The sequence below is a fragment of the Legionella donaldsonii genome (assembly GCF_900452385.1).
GTDB lineage: Bacteria > Pseudomonadota > Gammaproteobacteria > Legionellales > Legionellaceae > Tatlockia > Tatlockia donaldsonii.
Map to the genome: position 1 here is coordinate 2,300,629 of NZ_UGOA01000001.1, position 21,273 is coordinate 2,321,901.

A 21,273-nucleotide genomic window follows, 5' to 3' on the forward strand; every position below is an offset into this window, starting at 1 on the left:
GCAGGCAATCAATCAATGCTTTCGGGAGGCGTTTCAACAGACCCTAATAAACTATCGCCGGTAAGGCGCCTTGGCAAGCAAGGTATCATCCGCAAGTAATCTCACCCACGGCCAAAATAAAACACTAATAAGCGCACTGCCTACAGACATAAGAAAACCAATATGAAATCCCAAGAAAGCATCTATGGTTAAAATCAGTACTTGGTAAAGTAGACAGAAAAATCCTATCAGCCCCATTTGTTGCCCTATGGAAAAAAACGAAAACCGCCGAGCTTTATTACTGGCTATCCAGGATACAAAGCAAAGAGCGAAAGCATGTTCACCAATGACAGTAGCTAATAAAACATCCAGCATTAAACCGATAATCACAAGGAGACTGATATTGAAATGATCAGGTAAATAATACTGTAAATACAAAACCAGCATCAAAACCCAAGGTGGCCTAAGTCCCACTAAAAGATCCGGTAAAGGTAAAATAGTCAGTACAAGCGCTAAAATGATTGCAATAATCAAACGCAAATTTAACGAATTCATGCATTTGCTCCTATGGCATTCATACGCTCATTAATCTGTGCCGTTAATGCAGTCTGCTCTTTATCAGGCCAGATGAGAAGTACTAGGCGATTCCTGTTGAGTAAAGCAATAGGGCTAACATCAACTTTTATAAAATCTTCACCAGGAATACTTTTTATTTCTTCAACTCGACCAACGGGATAACCTTCTGGATAAAGACGGCCAAGTCCAGAAGTAACCAAGAGATCACCTTTGTTAATCGACGAGGTTCTTGGCAAATTGATTAGTGATAACTGGCTCATACTGTTAGTACCAGCCAAAATGGCCCTTTCGCCAGTTCGATTGTTTCTTACCGGAACCGCGCTTTTAGAATCGGAAATTAATAGAACCGTACTGGTCATATAGCCTACATCAATAATTTGTCCCATGACCCCTTTAGCATCAAGTACAGGCTGACCCGTATAAACACCATCGCGCTTTCCTTTATTCAAGACAACTAACTGCCGTGCACTCGTGGTATCAACTGCCAGAATTTGTGCAGCCATTGCACGCATTCTCGCCTTGGACGAGGTAAGCAGTAACTCGCGCAATTGTGAATTTTCTTCCTTGATAACTAAAAGCTTCTGCAATTCCGCTTCAAGCATTGTTTGCTGGTAGCGCAGTTTTATATTTTCATCAATGAGGGCTTTCTTGGCACTGACTAAAGATTGGATCCAACCAATAACCCGGACAGGGTAGTCAACAACGTATTGCAATGGAGAAACAAGCAAGGCAAAACCACCACGGACGCTATCAAGATATCCATAGCGGTAGTCTGAAAACATAAGCGACAATGAGAGCACCAAGGCAAACGCAAAACTAACCGATTTAGGTTTGCCTTTAGCAAAAAGTCTGCTATTTGAGTTATTCGGTTGAGAGGAAATCACCGCCACGCAGATCCATGGTTTCTAACGCTTTACCACCACCACGAGCCACGCAGGTTAAAGGATCTTCTGCAACCAGCACGGGTAGACCCGTTTCCTCCATCAAGAGAGTATCCATGTTTTTCAATAGAGCTCCGCCACCGGTTAATACCATACCACGCTCGGCAATATCTGCCGCCAATTCGGGAGGTGCTAACTCAAGGGCAGCTCTCACAGCACCCACAATACCTGACAGCGGCTCTTGCAGGGCTTCAAGAATTTCAGCACTGGTCAATGTGAAACTGCGAGGTACCCCTTCTGCCAAATTTCTGCCGCGGACTTCTATCTCAAACAAATCTCGACTCGGGAAAGCGGAGCCAATTTCGTGCTTAATGCGCTCAGCAGTAGTTTCGCCAATCAGAGTACCATAATTGCGACGCACGTAAGAAACAATGGCATCGTCAAACTTATCACCACCAATACGTACTGATTGATGATAGACTATACCACTGAGAGAGATAATAGCGACTTCAGTAGTACCGCCACCGATATCCACGACCATAGAACCACTGGCTTCTTCCACTGGCATACCAGAACCCAAGGCTGCTGCCATCGGCTCTTCAATCAGGAAGACTTCGCGCGCACCTGCACCCATGGCTGATTCACGGATTGCACGACGCTCAACCTGTGTGGAACCACAAGGCACACACACCAAGACACGCGGGCTTGGGCGCAAGAACCGGTTTTCATGCACTTTATGAATGAAATGTTGCAGCATTTTTTCTGTAACAAAGAAATCTGCGATGACTCCATCCTTCATTGGTCTAATAGCATTGATATTGCCAGGTGTTCTACCCAGCATGCGTTTTGCTTCCAAACCAACAGCTGCCACTCGTTTCTGACCCGACTCATTGCGCAAAGCAACAACAGACGGCTCATTTAAAACGATCCCTTTATCCCTTACATAAATCAATGTATTGGCTGTTCCCAAATCAATGGACAAATCATTGGAAAAAACGCCCCTTAATTTCCTAAACATCTGCAACAACCTCTTCTTTTTTTTGGCGAACACTTTAACTCATATTTGGATAAAAATCGACAGATCTTGATGAAGATTTATTTGAAGATAAAAACAGGCCAAGTAATCTATCAATATTTATCAAAAATCGGCGGGATTCCCCGCGCCGTTAGTGTTCAAAATAAATTAGTTAAATTGAGGGGCTGTTAACAGCCCCCTATATGGGTTAACTCACTGTAAAAACCTCTTGTAATTGGAGTAAATGCTTTTCCACGAATTGCTTTCCTAACCCGCGCACATGAGATAGCTCTTCCACTGATTTAAAACTCCCGTTACTTTCGCGGTATTTGATAATCGCTTCGGCACGTTTTCTCCCTATACCCTTAAAAGCCTTGGCAAGAGTATTGATATCCGCTTTGTTGAGATCTACTTTAGCATTCAATTTTTGGCTTGCGGCCGGGATTACCGTATTGAGCTGATTGGTTGCAGCATGAATTGGAAGGATTATGACCAACAGCAACCAGACAACAGCAAACAAACTTGCTTTCATTTTTTATTCTCCTTTATTGATTGGACTATACGGTTTTTGTTAAACCGTTTGTCTCGCATCAGACTCCTCCTGTGCGAGCCAAGTGAGTATCTCAGTATTTTTTTTATCTGTCGAGACTTAATGATATAAAATGTGAATGAAGCACATAGGCGACGCAAGCCGTTAATTTTTTTACCATTTCTAAATGCAAAAATTCATTAGGACCATGGGCATTAGAGTGCGGGCCCAAAACACCTGTAATCATAAATTGTGCGTCAGGGAATTTTTCACCCAGCATCGCCATAAAGGGAATCGTACCACCCTCCCCCATATACACAGCAGTTTTCTTATAAAAAGCCAATGAAGCCTCATCCACTGCTTTTGCCAACCAGTCTGCCATCAATGGAGCATTCCAGCCTTTAGCACTATCATCAATACGAAAACTGGTCTTTGCCTGATAAGGTGGGTTTTGTGTTAATGTGTGTTGCAAGGCTGTCGCAGCCTCTTGGGGGCAGACTAAAGGCGGCAGACGCATGGAAAGCTTGAATGCTGTTTTCGCTCTAAGTACATTCCCTGCATCTGCTATGGCGGGCAAACCTTCAGCCCCTGTGATAGCTAAGGCCGGGCGCCAGGTACGATTTAATACGAGTTGTTGTTTATCATGCGTCACCGGTTCAACACCAGTATGAAAAGGGAAACCAGAGTAAACCTCATCACCTAGAACAGCGGCGCAGGCATTTGCCTGTTTCACACGCTCCTGAGGAATATCACAGTGCAGTGCTGCCAATTTAATCTCGCCATTTGTTTCATCTTCAATACGGCTAATTAATTGTTTGGCTACACGGAAACTATCAGCAACAATACCGCTAGCATTGCCAGAATGCACCCCCTCATTAAGCAACTCAACCGATAATTCACCAACAACATTACCGCGCAAAGATGTCGTCATCCATAATTGCTCATAATTACCGGCACCAGAATCCAGGCAAATAACCAGAGAAGGTTGTCCAATTTTGTCTTTTAATGCTTCGATATAATAAGGTAAATCATAACTGCCACTTTCTTCACAGGCCTCAATAATTAACACACAGCGAGCATGGGGCAGTTGCTGCTCTTGCAATGCGTTTATCGCCGTCAATGATGCATACGCAGCATAACCATCGTCAGCCCCGCCTCGGCCGTAAAGACGTCCATCGCGTATTACAGGTTGCCAAGGACCAAGCCCTTCTTGCCAGCCAGTCATTTCCGGTTGCTTATCTAAATGGCCATAGAGTAATACCGTCTGATCCACCTGACCGGGTACTTCCATGAACAATAAGGGGGTACGGCCTGGCAAACGGATAACTTCCAAAATTATTCCTGCTGGAGCATGCGCTTTGCACCAATCAGCAACATGGTTAACCGCTTGCTCCATGTAACCATGTTCCTGCCAATGCTCATCAAAATGGGGGGATTTATTCGGAATTTTAATGTAATCGCACAAGCTTGGCAGAATTTCTTTTTGCCATTCCTGCTCGATGTACTCATATAGTTTTAGGGTGTTCAGCATGCAACTGTTCCTTGATGAGAGCAATAATTTTCAAGGTAGCTGATTCAATATGAAGCGCCTTGATTTTAGCAATAATTTCTTCACGTTGCTGGCCAGCTTCAGTAATTGCAGCCAGTAAATTCTCTGCTGTTAAATTGTCATCATCAACGACCTTGCTAATTCCCTGCTGGGCAAAATAACGCGCATTTTGAATTTGATCGCCCCGACTAACTTTGGCAGAAAGCGGAATTAAAACATGAGGCTTCTGCAAAGACAGAATTTCATAAAGCGCATTAGCTCCTGCTCGTGAAATAACCAAATCGCTTGCGGCAAACAAATCCGCCAACTCACTAGTCGCGTATTCGAGTTGGCAATAATTAGCCTGGTTAATCAGGTTGCTATCCAATTTTCCCTTACCACATAAATGAATCACCTGATAGGAAGCAGTCAACGGATCCAAAATGCTTCTTAACGCTGTATTCAGTTTTACCGAGCCCTGGCTTCCTCCCATCACTAATACACAAGGCTTGTCGTAATTAAAACCACATAAATCCAAACCTTTTTCTTTCGAACCTTTGAATAGCTCTTGTCGTATAGGCGTACCCGTTATTTCCACCTTTTCTGGTTTCTTAAAATGTTTTTTTGCTGCTCCAAAAGTAACACAAATTTTATCGACGAAAGGAAAGCTTAACCGGTTAGCAAGTCCGGGACTCATATCTGATTCGTGGGCAATAACTGGTATGCGATTTAACCAGGCCGCCACAACAATTGGAAAAGCAACAAAACCACCCTTGGAAAAAACGATCTCTGTTTTAAGCTTGCGTAATAGGCAATAAGACTGCACGATACCAAGAAGAATTTTGAACGGATCCAAAAAATTTTGCCAACTAAAATACCTTCTTAATTTGCCGCTGCTAACAGCATGGTAAGGGATATTTAAAGCGCTGATCATGTCCTTTTCGACACCATCTTTTGAGCCAATATAATCAATTTGCCAACCCTCCTGTCGCAGCACTTCTATGAGTGGCAAGTTAGGTGTGACATGGCCAGCCGTACCGCCGCCAGAAAAAACAATCGATGAATTCATTTAACTTCCCTAACCAGTAAACTTAAATCAATGGCTTGAATTGATTTCGTAATAGCTCCGATTGAAATATAATCAACGCCGATTTGTGCTACAGCAGCGATGGTATTCAAATCAATACCGCCTGAGGCTTCCAGTTCACAACCATAAGGTTTAGCAATTCCTACTGCTTCCATCAGCATAGCATTGCTAAAATTATCGAGCAAAATACGATCGGGTCTGGCGAGCAACGCTTCGTGCATCTCCTCAAGCGTCTCTACTTCGACCTCAACCAGCAAATCACTACGCATTTGTCTTGCTTGGTTAATTGCCTGACTAATAGAACCACAGGCTTTAATGTGGTTTTCCTTAATTAAAAACGCATCGTATAAACCCATACGATGATTGACCCCTCCCGCGCAGGCTACAGCGTATTTTTGGGCATGGCGTAAACCTGGTAATGTTTTACGGGTGTCCAGTAAACGAGTCTTGCTGCCTTGTAGCTTTAGCTGGTACTCATGTGTTTTTGTGGCGGTAGCTGACAAGGTTTGTAAAAAATTCAAAGCAGAACGCTCAGCAGTTAAAATTCCAGCTGCTGGGCCTTTAATTTGGCATAGAGTGGCAGGCTGACCAAGCCACTGCCCTTCGTCTACCAGCCAATCCAATTTTATCGCAGGATTTACCTCGGCAAAAACAGCATCGACCCAGGGGCGCCCGCAAACCAACATCGGTTCACGTGAGATAATTTCGGCCTCGGCAAATAACTCAGCAGGCAGTAAGGCAGCACTAACATCGCCATTCCCAACATCTTCCTCCAGCGCCCTTTTAACATCAGCCAAAATATCAATTTGGCTTAACTTCATGCTTTCTCCCCTTTTTGATCACTTTTGCCATAACGGGCTTTAATAAAAGGCGGCGCAATAACGGTAGTCACAATAACCATCAAAACAATCGCTGAAAACAGTTGATCAGACATCACTCCCAATGTTCTTCCTATAGACGCAAAAATCAATCCAACCTCACCGCGCGGTAACATACCTATCCCAATCAACAAGCGATCATCTTTGCGATCTGCCCCCAAGCCACTCACTAATTTACCAACAACAGCTGCAACGATCAGACCGCTGGCCATTAGCAGTACCTGCCAATCCCAAAAGGATTCCAGTTTTACCTGGATCCCGATGAGAATGAAAAATAATGGAGCCAAAATAGATTCAAGCGGCGCTACAAGATTATGAATACTTAAAGAATCACTTGCAGAACGTGTGCGCGATTCAAACAAACCATCATGAATAATGAGTCCTGCCGCAAACGCACCGATAATAGTTGCTAAATGAATCAGCGTTGCTATCCATGCTAACAACATAACAAAGATAAATGAAATAAACAGTTTAGCTTCCCAGAGCTCAAGAAATTTAAAAAAGCTTACTGCCTTCCGGATAACCCAAGGACCAAGAGTGATAACAACAATAAAAAACAGGGTAGCAGAAATTATAACGCGCCCTACCATGACCAGATCAACTACCCCACTAATCACCACAGAACTGACAATAGCTAGAATTACCAACCCTAAAATATCATCAATCATGGCCGCGCCAAGAATTGTTCTCGCTTCGCGGGTGCGTAATTTTTTCATCTCGGCAAGTACACGAGCGGTGATCCCTATACTCGTCGCTGACAAGGTCGCTGCAACAAACAAATCAGCCTGGTAGGAGGACTTTGGCAGCATTAAGTGGGCTACGGCAAAACCCAGGATAATAGGTACAATAACACCAATAATGGCTACTTGTACTGATTCACGGCCAGTATGTTTAAGCTCTTCTACCGAACTTTCAAGGCCAACCATAAATAAAAGAAAAATCACCCCATAACGGGAAAAAATATCAAGAACATAAGCCACCTTGATTAAATCAATCCCGTTACCATTACCTAGTGCATCGGTCACTTGCTTGGCATAATAAGGATCAGAAACACTACTCGCAACTGCCTGGGGAAGAGAAATGCCCGCAAGCATTTCCCGCATGATGTTAAAAATAGCAGACCCTTCCCGTAAAATAACAACAAGCTGCGAGCCAAAAAGGTAACATAGATTGCCCAGAAAAACGCCTATCAACAATTCACCCAATACCCCCGGCTGATTAAAGCGTCTGGCAATATAGCGGCCCAGAATGGCAAAAAAAAGGATGAGAGTAACCCAGAGTATCACGGGTGCAACTGGATCATGGTGATCAGCTTGGTTGCCAGCAAATAGCAAGGCAGGGAAAAACCCTGACAGTAAAATCCAATATCTTAAATAGCGCGACATGGCTATTGCTCAGCAAGAAAGAGACAAGTTTCCAATACTGAATCAGGATTCAACGATACACTGTCAATTCCTTCCTGCATGAGCCATTGAGCGAAATCCTGATGATCGGATGGACCCTGGCCACAAATACCAACGTATTTCCCTGCTTTTTTACAGGTCGAAATCGCCATATGTAAGAGTGCCTTAACCGCATCATTCCGCTCATCGAATTGGGCTGCAATCAAGCCAGAATCTCTGTCCAAACCAAGCGTTAATTGCGTTAAGTCGTTAGAGCCTATTGAAAAACCGTCAAAATGTTCTAAAAACTCGTTGGCAAGTAATGCATTAGAAGGCAATTCACACATCATGATGACACGCAGGCCATCTTTACCGCGCTCAAGTCCATGCTGTTTAAGTACCTGGATAACCTGTGCCGCTTCAGAAACCGTTCTGACGAAAGGAATCATGACTTCGACATTCGTCAATCCCATCTCTTCGCGTACACGGCGAACGGCTTTACACTCCAGAGCAAAACACTCGGCAAAATCAGCAGATACATAGCGTGATGCCCCACGAAAACCAAGCATGGGATTTTCTTCATGGGGTTCGTATAAATTACCGCCCGCCAGATTAGCATATTCATTGGATTTAAAATCGGAGAGCCTGACAATGACAGGCTTTGGGTAAAAGGCAGCAGCAATCGTAGCGATACCTTCTTTTAAACGCTCAATATAGTACTCCACTGGAGATGCATAAGCGGCGGTCTTGTCATCAATAAGCTGTTTTAAATTTTTATCCTGTAAAGAGTTATATTCCAACAAAGCTTTTGGATGAATACCAATCGTGTTGGAAATTAAAAATTCGAGGCGAGCCAAACCAACCCCGGAATTGGGTATGGATTGAAAAGCCAAAGCACGCTCAGGATTACCCACATTCAGCATGATTTTCATCGGTAGTTCAGGCATGGTATCCACATCAAGGTGTACCTTCTCAAAGGGTAACAAGCCTCGATAAACATACCCGGTATCTCCTTCGGCACAACATACCGTGACTTCGTCTCCGTCCCGAATGGCTTTGGTTGCATCGCCACAACCAACCACAGCAGGAATACCCAGTTCGCGGGCAATGATGGCTGCATGGCAAGTTCTGCCACCCCGATTGGTAACAATCGCCGCAGCACGTTTCATGATTGGCTCCCAATCCGGATCCGTCATGTCAGAAATTAAAACATCACCGGGCTCGACGCGGTGCATTTCACTGATGTCTCTGATAACCCTCGCCCGTCCCTGCCCGATACGTTGACCAATACTACGGCCTTCCGTTAATATCTCCCCTTGTTTTTTCAAGGTATAGCGCTCTAACACCTGGGTACTGCTACGGCTTTTTACAGTTTCAGGACGTGCTTGTAAGATATATAACTTCCCGTCCTTACCGTCTTTGGCCCATTCAATATCCATAGGTCGGCCATAGTGCTTTTCAATAATAAGGGCCTGCCTGGCCAACAGCTCTGCTTCTTCATTCGTTAAAGAAAACAACAGACGCTCTTTTGCTTTGACCTCTTCTGTTTTAACAGTCCGGGCTTGTGTTTCATCATTGCAATAGACCATTTTGAGCGCTTTACTGCCCAAATTACGGCGGATGACAGCCGGTCTACCCGCTTGCAGACCTGGTTTATGAATATAAAACTCATCTGGATTTACCGCACCTTGCACAACCATTTCACCCAGGCCATAGGATGATGTAATGAAAACAACTTGATCAAAACCAGACTCGGTATCCATGGTAAACATCACACCACTGACCGCCAAATCACTACGAATCATTTGCTGAATACCAGCCGACAAGGCCACATCATTATGGGCAAAACCGTGATGCACCCGATAAGCAATAGCCCGATCATTAAATAAAGAAGCAAAGACCTGTTTAATAGCAATTAAAACAGCGTCAATACCCCGAACGTTTAAATAAGTTTCTTGCTGACCGGCAAAAGAGGCATCAGGCAAATCTTCTGCCGTTGCTGAAGAACGCACTGCAACACTAAAGTCACTGTGACCGATTTGTTGAGCAAGTAGCTCATAAGATTGGCGGACTGCTTTTTCAAATTCATCAGAAAAAGGCGCCTTGACAACCATATCACGAATCGTTTTTCCGGTTATGGTTAATTGGGCAATATCATCCGTATTGAGTGAATCGAGCATGGCATAGATTTTTTTATCCAAACCATCCTTCGCTAAAAAATCGCGAAAAGAATCCGCTGTAGTGGCAAACCCGGTTGGCACTGAGACGCCAGCCTTTGATAAATGGCTAATCATTTCACCTAAAGAAGCATTCTTACCGCCTACTTGCTCCAGATCCTGCATACCCAGATGTTGAAAATCAATTGTATGTACGCTGACTGCCATAACCACCTCTAATCCATAAAAATGACCACCATTCTACTGAAATTGCTAGATGATGTGAATTACCAACATAATTTGTTGTTAATTCAAGTAATACTCCCAGTAATCGGCCCATGCCCAACAATTGCCACAGGAAAATTCCACTTTACGCCGAGCCAGGAGGCCGGCCTGCGTTTGGTGTCAGGCTATTGGCGATACAAACGAATATTGGCAGGAGGTACAACCGGTTTTGTCGAACGAATAGGATTGATATCCAATCCACCGCGGCGCGTATAACGTGCGTAAACTGTTAATTCGTCAGGCTGGCAGTATGTCATGAGATCCATAAAAATACGCTCAACACATTGTTCATGAAATTCATTGTGATTGCGAAAAGACACCAAATACTGCAACAAGGATTCATTACTAATACGAGGACCGGAATAAGTAATTGCAATCGAACCCCAATCTGGCTGACCTGTCATTAAGCAATTTGATTTAAGCAAATGACTATATAAGGCGATATTCTCTACTTTTTCCGTCGAAACATTTAGCAATTGCGGATTTACTTTATACTCAGAACAGCTAATATCCAGCTCATCCAGGCAAAGCCCTTCCAACTGCCCAATAGGCGCTTCAATAAAACCTTCCGCTTTATAAAGCACGACTTGCACAACGCTCCCTGCCGCCTTACTTAAATCAGATGCTATGGTTTCCCGCACCGTCTCAGCCGAATCAAAGATTGTATTATTAAAGGAATTTAAATATAACTTGAGGGATTTCGATTCAATAAGATTAACCGATTCACAGGGCATAATAATATCAGCTATCGCAACAACCGGCTTGCCTTTTTGATTCAGCCAGGACAATTCAAACGCTGTCCAAATATCATAACCCGTGAACGGCAGGGATAAACCAACGCCAATACCCTCACGCTTTGTTTGGCGTGCGATGGGAAAAAGCAGTGAATTATCATAATTGTCAATGTAGGCACTACGCCGTCCCAGAGGCGAAGCGTGTAAATAGTCTTCGGACATACTTTTTTATCTATTGACTAAAAGCGCCTATCATAGCAAATCAAGGCTAGTTATGCAGCAAGTTTGTACAGTGAGGCTCTTCACAGCAATCAAATCTGCACCTGTATTTTAAATTAGATGCTTACAACAATTCACATCTGCCGCTGCATCTAATATTATATGCGCTTTATGATTGCGGCGAATTATCCATGACCTTAACTGCTTTAAACGCTATCTCACCTATTGATGGGCGCTACCTGAAAAAAACCAGCGCATTAAGTCCTTATTTTAGTGAGTTTGCCCTAACTTATTACCGTCTTATGGTAGAAATTCGCTGGCTCGAATCATTAGCTGCAAACAAAGAGATCGCTGAAGTCCCCGAACTGGACAAAGAATCACAAAATTATTTAAACGAAATCCTGGTCAATTTTAACGAAGCTGAAGCAGAAAAAATTAAGGTTTATGAAAAACAAACCAATCATGACGTCAAAGCAGTAGAATATTACTTACAGGATAAACTTGAGCAATTTGAAGGATTACGCAGGTATACCGGCTTTATTCATTTTGCCTGCACGTCGGAAGACATAAACAATTTAGCCTATGCCTTGATGGTGAAAGAAGCCATTGCCCAGGTCATACAACCTTCTCTCGCAGAAATTATTGGCAGTATTACTATGCTGGGTAAGCAACATGGTGATATCGCCATGTTATCAAGAACACACGGGCAACCAGCAACACCAACTACGATAGGCAAGGAATTAGTCAATTTTGTCGCTCGTCTGAAACGCCCACAACAACAATTGGCAGAAGTACTTATTCCAGCCAAATGCAACGGAGCAGTGGGAAATTATAATGCTCATATTATTGCGTATCCCGAAGTTGACTGGCGTAAACATTGCGCAAACTTTGTCAGTTCACTCGGCTTATCTTTCAGCGCTTATACAACCCAGATAGAGCCTCATGATGGCATTGCGGAAGTCTCTCATATCATGATTCGCATCAATAATATTTTGCTTGATTATACCCGCGATATCTGGACTTATATTTCCTTAAATTATTTTAAACAGAAAACAGTTGCTGATGAGGTTGGTTCATCCACCATGCCTCACAAGGTCAACCCCATTGATTTCGAAAATGCTGAAGGTAATTTGGGTTTAGCTAATGCTTTATTTAATCATTTTGCTAACAAACTAACCCAATCTCGTTTACAGCGCGACTTATCTGACTCCACTGTGTTACGCAACCTTGGCGTCGCCTTCGCTTACACATTGATTGCCTATCAAGCTATTGCAAAAGGGAATGATAAATTACAGATCAATAAGCGTGCCCTAAAACATGATCTTGATTCCAATTGGGAAGTGCTCGCTGAAGCTATCCAGACTGTTATGCGTCGCTATGAAGTCCCGAATGCTTATGAACAATTAAAAACCCTTACTCGCGGCCAAGGAATTGATGCGGATAGTTTGAAAACCTTTATTAAATCGCTCGATATTCCGGATAAAGTAAAAAATCAGTTAATCGGATTAACACCGGAAAAATATATCGGCTTGGCGGCCCAACTGGTTAAAGCATTTTCATGAGTAGTAATCTGTCGCAGCAAGGACATGCTCTAGAATTTGATGTTCTGGTTATAGGGACTGGGCTTGCTGGCCTGAATTATTGCTTACAATTACTAAAATTACAGCCAAACCTGACTATTGCTTTAATCAGTAAAGCTGAAATCACTGAATGTAACAGCCGTTACGCCCAAGGCGGAATTGCCGCAGCAGTTGCCCCTGAAGACTCTCTGGAATCGCATATCGCGGATACACTCCATGCTGGTGATGGTTTATGCTATCAACCAGCCGTTGAATTCATTATTCGCCAAGGGCCACAAGCTATCAAAGATTTACTGGCTTACCCGATTCCTTTTACCAAACAAGCTGGTGGCGATTTTTCCCTCGCTCAAGAAGGCGGGCATTCGCATCGACGAATTTTTAACAGTGGTGATCAAACCGGTTTAGCCGTTACTGAAGCCCTGTTACAAGCGGTCAAGCAACAGCCCCAGATCCATTTTTTTGACTATCATATCGCCGTTAATCTCATTACCCATTACCATCCGCATCGTACAGATAATCAGGGAGAAGTCTTAGGGGCCTACGTACTGGATTGCCAAAACAATCGTATTCACACTTTCGTATCCCGTTGCGTCATTCTTGCGACCGGTGGCGCTGGTAAAACCTACCGCTACACCACCAATCCCATTATTGCGACTGGCGATGGTGTCGCTATGGCTTATCGGGCTGGGGCACGCGTGGGTAATATGGAGTTTTATCAATTTCACCCGACTCTTTTACACCACCACTCGCTGAATAATTTTTTAATTTCCGAAGCCGTACGAGGCGAAGGGGCTTTGCTAAAAAATGCTGATACAGGCGAGCGTTTCATGCGTCGTTATGCACCAAACCAATTAGAGTTAGCGACCCGTGACGTGGTTGCCCGATCTATTTTTAGTGAAATTGAGCAGGGCCAAAGTGGTTTTGTGCATTTAGATATCACCCATCAGTCCAAGTCTTTCTTAAAAAAACGTTTCCCGCAAATTTACAATACCTTGCTCTCTATTGGCATCGATATGAGTCAGGATATGATTCCTGTCGTCCCTGCTGCCCATTACCAATGTGGCGGTGTGTTAACGGACGTTGATGGACGGACTGATCTCAAACGACTCTACGCGATTGGCGAGGTTGCTTTTACCGGTCTGCATGGAGCCAACCGCCTGGCCAGTAATTCCTTGCTGGAAGCATTAGTCATGGCAAGCAATGCTGCTCATTGTACCTTGAAAGACATTACTAGCCCGATTAAGACAATGGATAACATTCCCAACTGGAGTTCTCCAGGTGAAGTCAATGCTCGCCGCGCGAGCCAGATTAATGCGCATTGGCGTGGTTTGCGTGGTGAAATGACCTCTTATGCCGGTATTGTCCGTACCGAAGCAGGCCTCCAGGATCTACTACAATTAATCATGAAACGTAAAAAAATAATTGAGGAATATTATTGGAAGCATTGCATTACCCGTGACTTTATCGAGTTACGTAATATTGTTTTAAATGCTGAACTCATTGTTAGAGCTGCTCTATCAAGAAGAGAATCCAGAGGTGGCCACTATCGCGAGGATTTCCCGTATAAGAATGCCCAGGCAGAAGAAAGTATTGCCCGGCTGACCTCACCGCAGAATCCCTTTATTTAGTTGAGGTGTACCCATGTTTAAAAGTCATACCCTTTATCAACCAGAAAAAACACTCATGCAGATTACCAATGACATGAGTATTTGCCAAAGCGACTACCCACTGGATTGGTATCAGGAAGACTTTGTCCCCTATGCAGAAGAGTATCAGGCTTTACCGGATCGAAAACTGACAACAGTGCTTGCCTGGATGCAACCCTATATGCGAAAAGCACAAGCCCATTTTGGTGATAAATTATTATTACTTGCCCACTACTACATGGGAGGCGATATTGTAAGATTAGTTGAGCAGTTTGGTGGCCAAATTGGTGACTCTTACCAATTGGCACTCATGGCAGCAAATCATCCTGAGAAATCGGTGATTATTGAATCCGCGGTCCATTTCATGGCGGAATCGATCAGTATTCTCGCCAACAAACAACAACAAGTCTATATCACTAATCCCAAATCCGGCTGCACAATGGAGATGCTTGCTAAAGATTTCATGGTTGAGCCTGCCTTTCTGGATCTGAACGAACGCTATGGGGCCGAGAATATTTTGCCAGTTTGCTACATGAATACCTCCGGACGGGTAAAAGCCATGACTGGTGCTCAAGGTGGTGCTGTCTGTACCAGTTCGAATGTAAAGAAAATTTTCTCCTGGGCGATGAAACAAAACAAAAAAATATTGTTTATTCCTGATCAACATATGGGTGAAAACATTGCCTATTGGCTAGGGATCAACCACCTTGCTTACTGGCCTGGTGGCACAGCAGGCGCTCAATACTCTTTAGCCGCTCAAGATAGCAAAACGCTGGAGCAATTCGATAAAGCCAATTTAATTTTATTCGCCAGTCAATGTGCCGTTCATACCCATTATCAGCCAGAGATGTGTGAATACTGGCATCAATTGGGATACACCACCGTGGTTCATCCTGAATGCCGCAATGACGTTATTCGTGTTGCCCAACAAGCGGGTTCAACAGCCTTTATTTGGGATTATGTAGTGAATGACCGAGGGAACACCAAACATTATGCCATCGGCACAGAAAATCATATGGTAGAAAACTTGAAGCAGCATTGTAAAAGTAAGGGCATCACTGTAGTTAACCTGGCCGAAGCGCCTAAACAAGATAATGAGAAAGGCATGGGCTGTGGTTGCGCTACCATGTCACGCAATGATCCGCCTCATCTAGTGGCACTGGTTGATCGTTTACGCCAAGGAAAAACGATGGCTTATAATGAAGTCAAAGCCGGTGATCTAGTCAATGAATTTACCGGTAGTCGCCAGCGCTTACAAGAGAGCGAACAAGAATGGGTCATCGACAATGCTAAGAAAGCCTTGCAAATGATGATAAATATTACCGAAGACCGTTTATGAAGCTCAGGGCCTTAGTCCATGCCTGCTAAACATGAAAAACCAAGGCAAGTTGTCTTGGTTCCTTATGACAAGCAATGGCCGCTTTTATTTGCCCAGGCAGAACAACAACTAGCGGCTATTTTGAAGCAACGATGTCTGGCTATTCACCACATTGGCAGCACTGCAATTCCTCACATTCACGCGAAGCCAATTATTGATATCTTGCCGGTTGTTGATGATATCGAGAATATTGATGCCTTAAACCCTGACTTTGAGGCTTTAGGCTATACCTGTATGGGTGAATATGGAATAAAAGGCCGTCGTTTCTTTTGGAAATCGAAATCGCAGCGCAGCCATAATATTCATATTTTTGCCCAAAATTCACCAGAAATTGCCAGACATTTAGCGTTTCGTGATTTCCTGATTAACAATCCTGTTTATGCCCAGGCTTATTCGCTGATAAAACAGTCCCTAGCCGCGGTCTTTCTGGATGACATCGAAAATTACGTGAATGGCAAAGCGTCTTTTATTCAATACATTGACTATAAAACAGGCCAATACAGTCAGGAACAATTAGATGCGGATGATCATATAGTTATTAGTGCCTACAACCCGGCCTGGCCATTACTGGCCAAAGCTGAAATTGACACTATCACCGAATTGAGCAAGGCACTTGATGTTGTTGTTATTGAACATATTGGCAGCACAGCTGTGCCAGAGTTATCCAGTAAACCAATCATTGATTTGTTCATTACAATTCAATCTTTAGACCAAGCCCCCCAATGGATCGCACTATTGGAAACATTAGGTTATGTTTTCTGGCCTGAGAATCCGGATAAAGCTCATCTGCGCTTTTTTAAAGGTATGCCTCCTTTTGGTAAAGGCAGAACTCACCACATTCATCTTATGGAAGCCAGCACTAGCTCGATGGAACACCGTCTATTGTTTCGCGATATTCTGCGTCGTGATGGGCGAATACGACGCGACTATGAAAAATTAAAACAGCAATTGGCCAATGAACATGGCGGGGACAGAGAATACTATACCGATGCCAAATCATTATTCATTACGCAGGTACTTCGCACTCACGGTTATGAGAAACCCCTCTCGCGTTGATGATTATTGCCAAATTCATTAAAGATTGATTACACTCAATAGTCGCTAAAACAGAGCAGGGAGATACCCATGTCAACAGCTTCTCATGATACTGCAAATTCAATCTATGATGTTCCTGTTAACACGATGGATGGCAGTGTTACAACGCTCAATCCCTACCGAGGCAAGGTGATGTTAATCGTCAATGTAGCCAGTCGCTGTGGGTTCACACCGCAATACGCCGAACTGGAGGCCATGTATCATGATTACAAAGAGCGAGGACTCGGTATCTTGGGTTTTCCGTGTAATCAATTCCTCCATCAAGAACCCGGAACGCACGAAGAGATTAAAGCTTTTGCGGAGAGCTGCTATCGAATAACTTTCCCCTTGTATGCAAAAATCGATGTTCGGGGAGCAAACCGCGCGCCGCTCTATAGCTATATCATCCAACACATTCAAAAACGCCCTTTAAAATTTATTCCCTGGAATTTCACCAAAATTTTAGTTGATAGTGAGGGCCGTATACTGAAACAGTATCTTCCAACCACATCGCTGCAAAAGATTCGCAAGGATATTGAAGCGTTATTACCCAATTAGCCTCACCCCTGGTATAGCTATTTTACTGCAACCAAATTGTTATACCTGAGCCGATATAAGTGCCATCCAAGCGACCACTGACCGGATGGCCAATTTCCAAATCAAAAGCCATTGTTGGATGAATCAGATACAAAAATCCATAATCAGCGTTAAAACCACTACCTAGGCCTGGCCCCGTCTTGGTTTGACCATAAATTTCCGCAAAAAAGCTAAGTTTTGTCGCAGGAGCATAGGAAAAAACCAAATCGGGATTAATCGTTTGAAAACGTAAATTACCCGCAATGGGAGGTAAGGAAATTGTGCTGGCACTCAACTCAAAAAGCCAACTAAATTGATCATTAATTGTGTAATTCAAAATACCACTTACAACAGCACTAACTTCCTTTGCACCAAAACCAGCACTACCACCAGGAGGTGCTATTGCAGCCTCTGCTGCGAACATCCATTTTGAGTTGTAAAAAACCTGATGTTTTATATCCAGCATGGTTATATCATAACCAGAAAACGGATCACTGGTTTGTTGATTAAACGAGGGGGCAAACAAAACAAACTGAGTATTAGCCGGTAATCCTAGCGTTAAAGTCAGTTGCGGGAAATTCTGGGCGAAAACGGCAGGGTTGGAAAATCCTGAATAGATATACCCTGCTTCTGCCATGAATGTTTTAGGTGGTATCACACATGGACTATCAGCAACCGAACCTCGATGCGTATAATTAAACACCGCGCCAGGGCCATCACAAGGATTATCTGTTGTGCCTGCAAAAACGTTCGTCATTAATAGGAAGATAACAATCCCTATTGATAACAATTTCCCTGTTAATCTAAATCCCATTCACTGCCGGCCATGCCATTCATTTATCCGTCACTCTACCATATCTTTACTCTTAAGTTGATAAAGCGCCCACGGTTGTATAAATATTTTACAAAACTATTGATCACGACTATCCTTAATAACTGAGGCGATATGATTTACGTCTCTAATCCCAATATAAAAGTAAGTTCAACCAAGATAGGAGATCAATAATGAACAAGGACATCTTTGAAGGTAAATGGGAAGAGGTTAAAGGTCAATTGAAACAAAAATGGGGTAAATTGACTGACGATGATCTCTTGGAAATAGAAGGTAATAACCAGGAAATTTATGGTAAATTGAGACAACATTATGGTTATACCAAAGAAGAGATTGAAAGGCAGTTGAGAATGTTTACCAAACATTAATTCTAACTTTAAAAGGAATTCATGATGTTAGGATGGGCGCTTATTTTCCTCATCATTGCAATTGTAGCCGGTCTATTCGGCTTCAGAGGCGTTGCTTCTACGGCAACGAGTATTGCAAAAGTCTTGTTCTTTTTATTCATTGTTATTTTTATCGTGTTACTTTTGATGAATTTATTGGGTGGCGGACCACCTCCTGCTCCTCCAACCTAAATTAAAAAGTAACAGATAGAAGCCTTCTAATGTATCGCAAAGAGTGAGAGTAAATCGAAGTCTTTGCGATATTTAATTGTTAACAGAAAAATTTCTATTTAAATTTTTACAAAATCAAATTCTTAGACTACAAATAATATCAAGGACTGTCACTGAGAGACTTCATGAAAAAATGGACCGGATTCCTCGTCGTTTTGGTAGTGCTGATTCTTATCGCCTATTATGTCATGGGTTTTGTACTCGAACGAACACTCAATAAAAATATCAATTCAATTCCTAAATCCCCAGTACTGAGTGTTGAACTGGATAACTATGAACGTGGCTGGTTTTCATCGCAGGCTCTTTTAGCGGTAAAAATGCATATTCCAGCGCAAGAAACAACCGATGCAGAAGGTGAAACCTCCACCGAGCCACCCGCTGATGTTGATATGAGCTTTCCGCTAATTATTAATCATGGTCCTTTTATAGTTTCTGATTATGGCATGGGCTTTGGAATGGGGCAGGTAACAACTCGCCCCGAGACGCATTTTCATGTGTTGGTCAATTATTTTAATAAAACTATTTTCAAATATGCTATTCCTGCTTTTACCATCAAAGGCCAGGGTGGATCAGATGAGGATAGTTTCCAAGCGGAATGGTTAGGCTTAAATGCGTTACTTTGTGTCTCGCCCAATTTGGACAAATTAGGCGGTGGTTTTATCCTGTATGGACTCAATACTTCTGCAAGTAATGGCCTATTCAAATTAGGTAGGGTAGTCAATAATTTCACACTGAGCCGTTCCCAAGAGGGATTATGGGTAGGACAGGTTAGTTTTAATGTCCCCTCTGCATCACTTAGCGGAGATAAAGATAATCAGAATTTTAATCTTGAGGGCTTTGATTTAGCTTTAGGTTCAGATATCACGGACGACGTCCTGAATGTTGATTTAGGTTTATCACTGAAACAATTAGTTACTAATGACAAAACTTACGGGCCAGGTGTAGTGAAACTCAGTATTAAAAATCTGGATCCTGCAGCAATGGCCAGTATTAACAAACTGACAGAAAAATTGGTTCAAGATAATCCCAACGCCACCCTACTTGGCGTTTCCATATTATCTGAACTTCCTAAACTACTGTCCAAAGGCGCCATCTTGGAATTATCCGAAATGAACTTTAATTTACCTGAAGGTAAGATTATAGGTAATCTAAAAATCTCCGTACCGACAGGTGAAGTCAATGACCCCGTTCAATTACTGCAAAAGGCGCAGGGTACTGGCGAATTGAGAGCACCAATGGCGATCGTCAAAGAGATTCTGCTAGCAACCATGACAAGTCATTCAGAAGGGAACTCGACCTCAGAGGAAGACCAATCAACTCCGGCACAAGCGACTGCAGTGATACCCACTGCTTCAACCACAGACTCCCATGCGGATCTCTCCGCGCAAGCAGACAAAGTTTTGCAGGATTTAGTGAATAAAGGTCTGTTAAAGGTGGAAGGAAACGATTATGTCGTCAGTTTCAAATTAGAAAATCAACAACTGATGGTGAATGGACAACCCTTTGATCCCAACACATTGAAATGATTTTTCAGAAAGGCCGGTATACTTGCCGGCCATAGATACCCTTACTCGATCCTAATTTGACTAAAATACTGCGGTAACTCCTTAGCCAGCAAAGGATCAATCTTATTAACATAAGGAATATTATCGAACGCAGTACGTGGATAAACCCTGTCATTAACCCAATGTCCCGACCAATACGCTGTCGTTCTTATGCAATCCCTGGCAAAATGATGCAAATGGTATTGTTCTTCTAATTCAAAACAACCTCTCAGAAAAATATCAACATAGGATTGTACAATAGGATCATGGTTTGACGGGGGCTGCAAACTCCGCGTTGTATAAACCCAGTATTGGCCGCGCGGAAGAGACTTGGTAATTAAGGGGCGAATTTTTTCGCGGGCAACAGCAACTCTACAATAGGTATTTTCACGTCGATCGTAGTTATGCAGCGCCTTCGCCTCATTTAATTTAAAGTAGACTGCATTCATTTCCGAACCAGCCCGTTTTCTTATTCCAAGGTAGGTTGTGCTAAATCCCACTTTACTGCCTTGCTCAATCCACCCTCGCTCGAAACCACTAATATAGACGGGATAATTCTTACCCACGCCTGCAGCATCCTCTCGCTTTGAATCTTCTTGCATCAGAGAGCCATAGCCAATGACAAATTGGGGCAGCTTACTATTAAACGGTGGTCGACAATTGCTTGCTAAAAAAGGCTCTTCCTTGACTGCCTGATTAGCACAAGAAGACAGAATCAAAACGCTGAATAACAAAAAAAGCCCTGGTTTTGTTTGATTGAGAAATAACATAGAGTCC

20 protein-coding genes are annotated in these 21,273 nt (G+C 43.1%); 8 read left to right on the forward strand and 12 right to left on the reverse strand.

All coding sequences use genetic code 11. The features are described 5' to 3' along the window. Positions 1 to 51: 51 nt before the first annotated feature. From mreD to queF, 10 genes are all read right to left on the reverse strand, one after another. The gene (gene mreD, locus DYC89_RS10410) at positions 52 to 534 is read right to left on the reverse strand and encodes a rod shape-determining protein MreD (RefSeq protein WP_115221726.1); all 483 of its coding nucleotides are present in this window, start codon (positions 532 to 534) and stop codon (positions 52 to 54) included. Then, entirely contained in the window at positions 531 to 1,439 is a 909-nt protein-coding gene (gene mreC / locus DYC89_RS10415) for a rod shape-determining protein MreC (protein ID WP_115221727.1), read from the reverse strand. Before mreC ends, mreD begins: the two co-directional genes overlap by 4 nt. Further along, complete coding sequence (locus DYC89_RS10420) at positions 1,417 to 2,454, reverse strand: rod shape-determining protein (RefSeq protein WP_025385468.1); 1,038 nt, start codon at positions 2,452 to 2,454, stop codon at positions 1,417 to 1,419. Before DYC89_RS10420 ends, mreC begins: the two co-directional genes overlap by 23 nt. Positions 2,455 to 2,659: 205 nt before the next feature. Further along, positions 2,660 to 2,983 carry a ComEA family DNA-binding protein gene (locus tag DYC89_RS10425; protein WP_115221728.1) on the reverse strand — a complete coding sequence of 108 codons (324 nt, stop codon included), beginning with the start codon at positions 2,981 to 2,983 and terminating at the stop codon, positions 2,660 to 2,662. Positions 2,984 to 3,086: 103 nt separating this feature from the next. Continuing rightward, positions 3,087 to 4,511 (reverse strand): M20 family metallopeptidase, encoded by a 1,425-nt coding sequence (locus DYC89_RS10430; RefSeq protein WP_115221729.1) that lies wholly within the window; start codon positions 4,509 to 4,511, stop codon positions 3,087 to 3,089. Then, positions 4,486 to 5,577: an undecaprenyldiphospho-muramoylpentapeptide beta-N-acetylglucosaminyltransferase gene (locus tag DYC89_RS10435; protein ID WP_115221730.1), complete on the reverse strand. Its 1,092-nt coding sequence runs from the start codon at positions 5,575 to 5,577 to the stop codon at positions 4,486 to 4,488. Before DYC89_RS10435 ends, DYC89_RS10430 begins: the two co-directional genes overlap by 26 nt. Further along, positions 5,574 to 6,416 (reverse strand): carboxylating nicotinate-nucleotide diphosphorylase, encoded by an 843-nt coding sequence (gene nadC / locus DYC89_RS10440; protein WP_115221731.1) that lies wholly within the window; start codon positions 6,414 to 6,416, stop codon positions 5,574 to 5,576. Before nadC ends, DYC89_RS10435 begins: the two co-directional genes overlap by 4 nt. Continuing rightward, complete coding sequence (locus tag DYC89_RS10445) at positions 6,413 to 7,858, reverse strand: cation:proton antiporter (protein WP_115221732.1); 1,446 nt, start codon at positions 7,856 to 7,858, stop codon at positions 6,413 to 6,415. The genes nadC and DYC89_RS10445 overlap by 4 nt, the downstream gene beginning before the upstream one ends. Before the next feature lie 2 nt (positions 7,859 to 7,860). Continuing rightward, positions 7,861 to 10,239: a phosphoenolpyruvate synthase gene (gene ppsA / locus DYC89_RS10450; protein WP_115221733.1), complete on the reverse strand. Its 2,379-nt coding sequence runs from the start codon at positions 10,237 to 10,239 to the stop codon at positions 7,861 to 7,863. Positions 10,240 to 10,421: 182 nt separating this feature from the next. Beyond that, positions 10,422 to 11,252, reverse strand: coding sequence for an NADPH-dependent 7-cyano-7-deazaguanine reductase QueF (gene queF / locus DYC89_RS10455; protein ID WP_115221734.1), 831 nt, complete (start codon positions 11,250 to 11,252; stop codon positions 10,422 to 10,424). Between the two features lie 188 nt (positions 11,253 to 11,440). Between queF and purB the strand changes: the two genes are divergently transcribed. The 5 genes from purB to DYC89_RS10480 all read left to right on the forward strand — a co-directional run bounded on the left by purB (position 11,441) and on the right by DYC89_RS10480 (position 17,485). Continuing rightward, positions 11,441 to 12,811, forward strand: a complete 1,371-nt coding sequence (purB, locus tag DYC89_RS10460) for an adenylosuccinate lyase (RefSeq protein ID WP_115221735.1) — start codon at positions 11,441 to 11,443, stop codon at positions 12,809 to 12,811. After that, the gene (gene nadB, locus DYC89_RS10465; protein ID WP_115221736.1) at positions 12,808 to 14,457 is read left to right on the forward strand and encodes an L-aspartate oxidase; all 1,650 of its coding nucleotides are present in this window, start codon (positions 12,808 to 12,810) and stop codon (positions 14,455 to 14,457) included. The genes purB and nadB overlap by 4 nt, the downstream gene beginning before the upstream one ends. Positions 14,458 to 14,470: 13 nt before the next feature. After that, positions 14,471 to 15,814, forward strand: coding sequence for a quinolinate synthase NadA (gene nadA / locus DYC89_RS10470; protein ID WP_115221737.1), 1,344 nt, complete (start codon positions 14,471 to 14,473; stop codon positions 15,812 to 15,814). Between the two features lie 18 nt (positions 15,815 to 15,832). Continuing rightward, on the forward strand, positions 15,833 to 16,909 hold the full coding sequence (locus DYC89_RS16515) for a GrpB family protein (protein WP_181879378.1): 1,077 nt from the start codon (positions 15,833 to 15,835) through the stop codon (positions 16,907 to 16,909). 69 nt (positions 16,910 to 16,978) lie between these two features. Beyond that, positions 16,979 to 17,485 carry a glutathione peroxidase gene (locus tag DYC89_RS10480; RefSeq protein ID WP_115221738.1) on the forward strand — a complete coding sequence of 169 codons (507 nt, stop codon included), beginning with the start codon at positions 16,979 to 16,981 and terminating at the stop codon, positions 17,483 to 17,485. A 22-nt stretch (positions 17,486 to 17,507) separates the two neighbouring features. Here DYC89_RS10480 and DYC89_RS10485 read toward each other — a convergent pair whose 3' ends face one another. Further along, positions 17,508 to 18,317, reverse strand: a complete 810-nt coding sequence (locus DYC89_RS10485; protein WP_147285502.1) for a hypothetical protein — start codon at positions 18,315 to 18,317, stop codon at positions 17,508 to 17,510. 191 nt (positions 18,318 to 18,508) lie between these two features. Here DYC89_RS10485 and DYC89_RS10490 point away from each other — a divergent pair, with 191 nt between their 5' ends. The 3 genes from DYC89_RS10490 to DYC89_RS10500 all read left to right on the forward strand — a co-directional run bounded on the left by DYC89_RS10490 (position 18,509) and on the right by DYC89_RS10500 (position 20,478). Next, on the forward strand, positions 18,509 to 18,703 hold the full coding sequence (locus tag DYC89_RS10490) for a CsbD family protein (RefSeq protein WP_058447711.1): 195 nt from the start codon (positions 18,509 to 18,511) through the stop codon (positions 18,701 to 18,703). Positions 18,704 to 18,727: 24 nt separating this feature from the next. Continuing rightward, positions 18,728 to 18,913, forward strand: a complete 186-nt coding sequence (locus DYC89_RS10495; protein WP_115221740.1) for a DUF1328 domain-containing protein — start codon at positions 18,728 to 18,730, stop codon at positions 18,911 to 18,913. 164 nt (positions 18,914 to 19,077) lie between these two features. Continuing rightward, a complete protein-coding gene (locus tag DYC89_RS10500; RefSeq protein WP_115221741.1) occupies positions 19,078 to 20,478 on the forward strand; it encodes a YdgA family protein in 1,401 nt (466 codons plus the stop codon). A gap of 41 nt (positions 20,479 to 20,519) precedes the next feature. Here the strand turns inward: DYC89_RS10500 and DYC89_RS10505 are convergent, their stop codons facing one another. After that, positions 20,520 to 21,266 (reverse strand): gamma-glutamylcyclotransferase, encoded by a 747-nt coding sequence (locus DYC89_RS10505; protein ID WP_115221742.1) that lies wholly within the window; start codon positions 21,264 to 21,266, stop codon positions 20,520 to 20,522. Positions 21,267 to 21,273 lie beyond the last annotated feature (7 nt).

Coding starts and splice junctions, on each gene's coding strand:
- DYC89_RS10445 (WP_115221732.1), bottom strand. CDS start 7,858: ATGTCGCGCTATTTAAGATATTGGATTTTACTGTCAGGGTTTTTCCCT.
- DYC89_RS10500 (WP_115221741.1), top strand. CDS start 19,078: ATGAAAAAATGGACCGGATTCCTCGTCGTTTTGGTAGTGCTGATTCTT.
- queF (WP_115221734.1), bottom strand. CDS start 11,252: ATGTCCGAAGACTATTTACACGCTTCGCCTCTGGGACGGCGTAGTGCC.
- DYC89_RS10480 (WP_115221738.1), top strand. CDS start 16,979: ATGTCAACAGCTTCTCATGATACTGCAAATTCAATCTATGATGTTCCT.
- DYC89_RS10435 (WP_115221730.1), bottom strand. CDS start 5,577: ATGAATTCATCGATTGTTTTTTCTGGCGGCGGTACGGCTGGCCATGTC.
- DYC89_RS16515 (WP_181879378.1), top strand. CDS start 15,833: ATGCCTGCTAAACATGAAAAACCAAGGCAAGTTGTCTTGGTTCCTTAT.
- DYC89_RS10495 (WP_115221740.1), top strand. CDS start 18,728: ATGTTAGGATGGGCGCTTATTTTCCTCATCATTGCAATTGTAGCCGGT.
- mreD (WP_115221726.1), bottom strand. CDS start 534: ATGAATTCGTTAAATTTGCGTTTGATTATTGCAATCATTTTAGCGCTT.
- DYC89_RS10485 (WP_147285502.1), bottom strand. CDS start 18,317: ATGGGATTTAGATTAACAGGGAAATTGTTATCAATAGGGATTGTTATC.
- DYC89_RS10430 (WP_115221729.1), bottom strand. CDS start 4,511: ATGCTGAACACCCTAAAACTATATGAGTACATCGAGCAGGAATGGCAA.
- DYC89_RS10420 (WP_025385468.1), bottom strand. CDS start 2,454: ATGTTTAGGAAATTAAGGGGCGTTTTTTCCAATGATTTGTCCATTGAT.
- ppsA (WP_115221733.1), bottom strand. CDS start 10,239: ATGGCAGTCAGCGTACATACAATTGATTTTCAACATCTGGGTATGCAG.
- DYC89_RS10425 (WP_115221728.1), bottom strand. CDS start 2,983: ATGAAAGCAAGTTTGTTTGCTGTTGTCTGGTTGCTGTTGGTCATAATC.
- DYC89_RS10490 (WP_058447711.1), top strand. CDS start 18,509: ATGAACAAGGACATCTTTGAAGGTAAATGGGAAGAGGTTAAAGGTCAA.
- nadC (WP_115221731.1), bottom strand. CDS start 6,416: ATGAAGTTAAGCCAAATTGATATTTTGGCTGATGTTAAAAGGGCGCTG.
- DYC89_RS10505 (WP_115221742.1), bottom strand. CDS start 21,266: ATGTTATTTCTCAATCAAACAAAACCAGGGCTTTTTTTGTTATTCAGC.
- purB (WP_115221735.1), top strand. CDS start 11,441: ATGACCTTAACTGCTTTAAACGCTATCTCACCTATTGATGGGCGCTAC.
- nadB (WP_115221736.1), top strand. CDS start 12,808: ATGAGTAGTAATCTGTCGCAGCAAGGACATGCTCTAGAATTTGATGTT.
- nadA (WP_115221737.1), top strand. CDS start 14,471: ATGTTTAAAAGTCATACCCTTTATCAACCAGAAAAAACACTCATGCAG.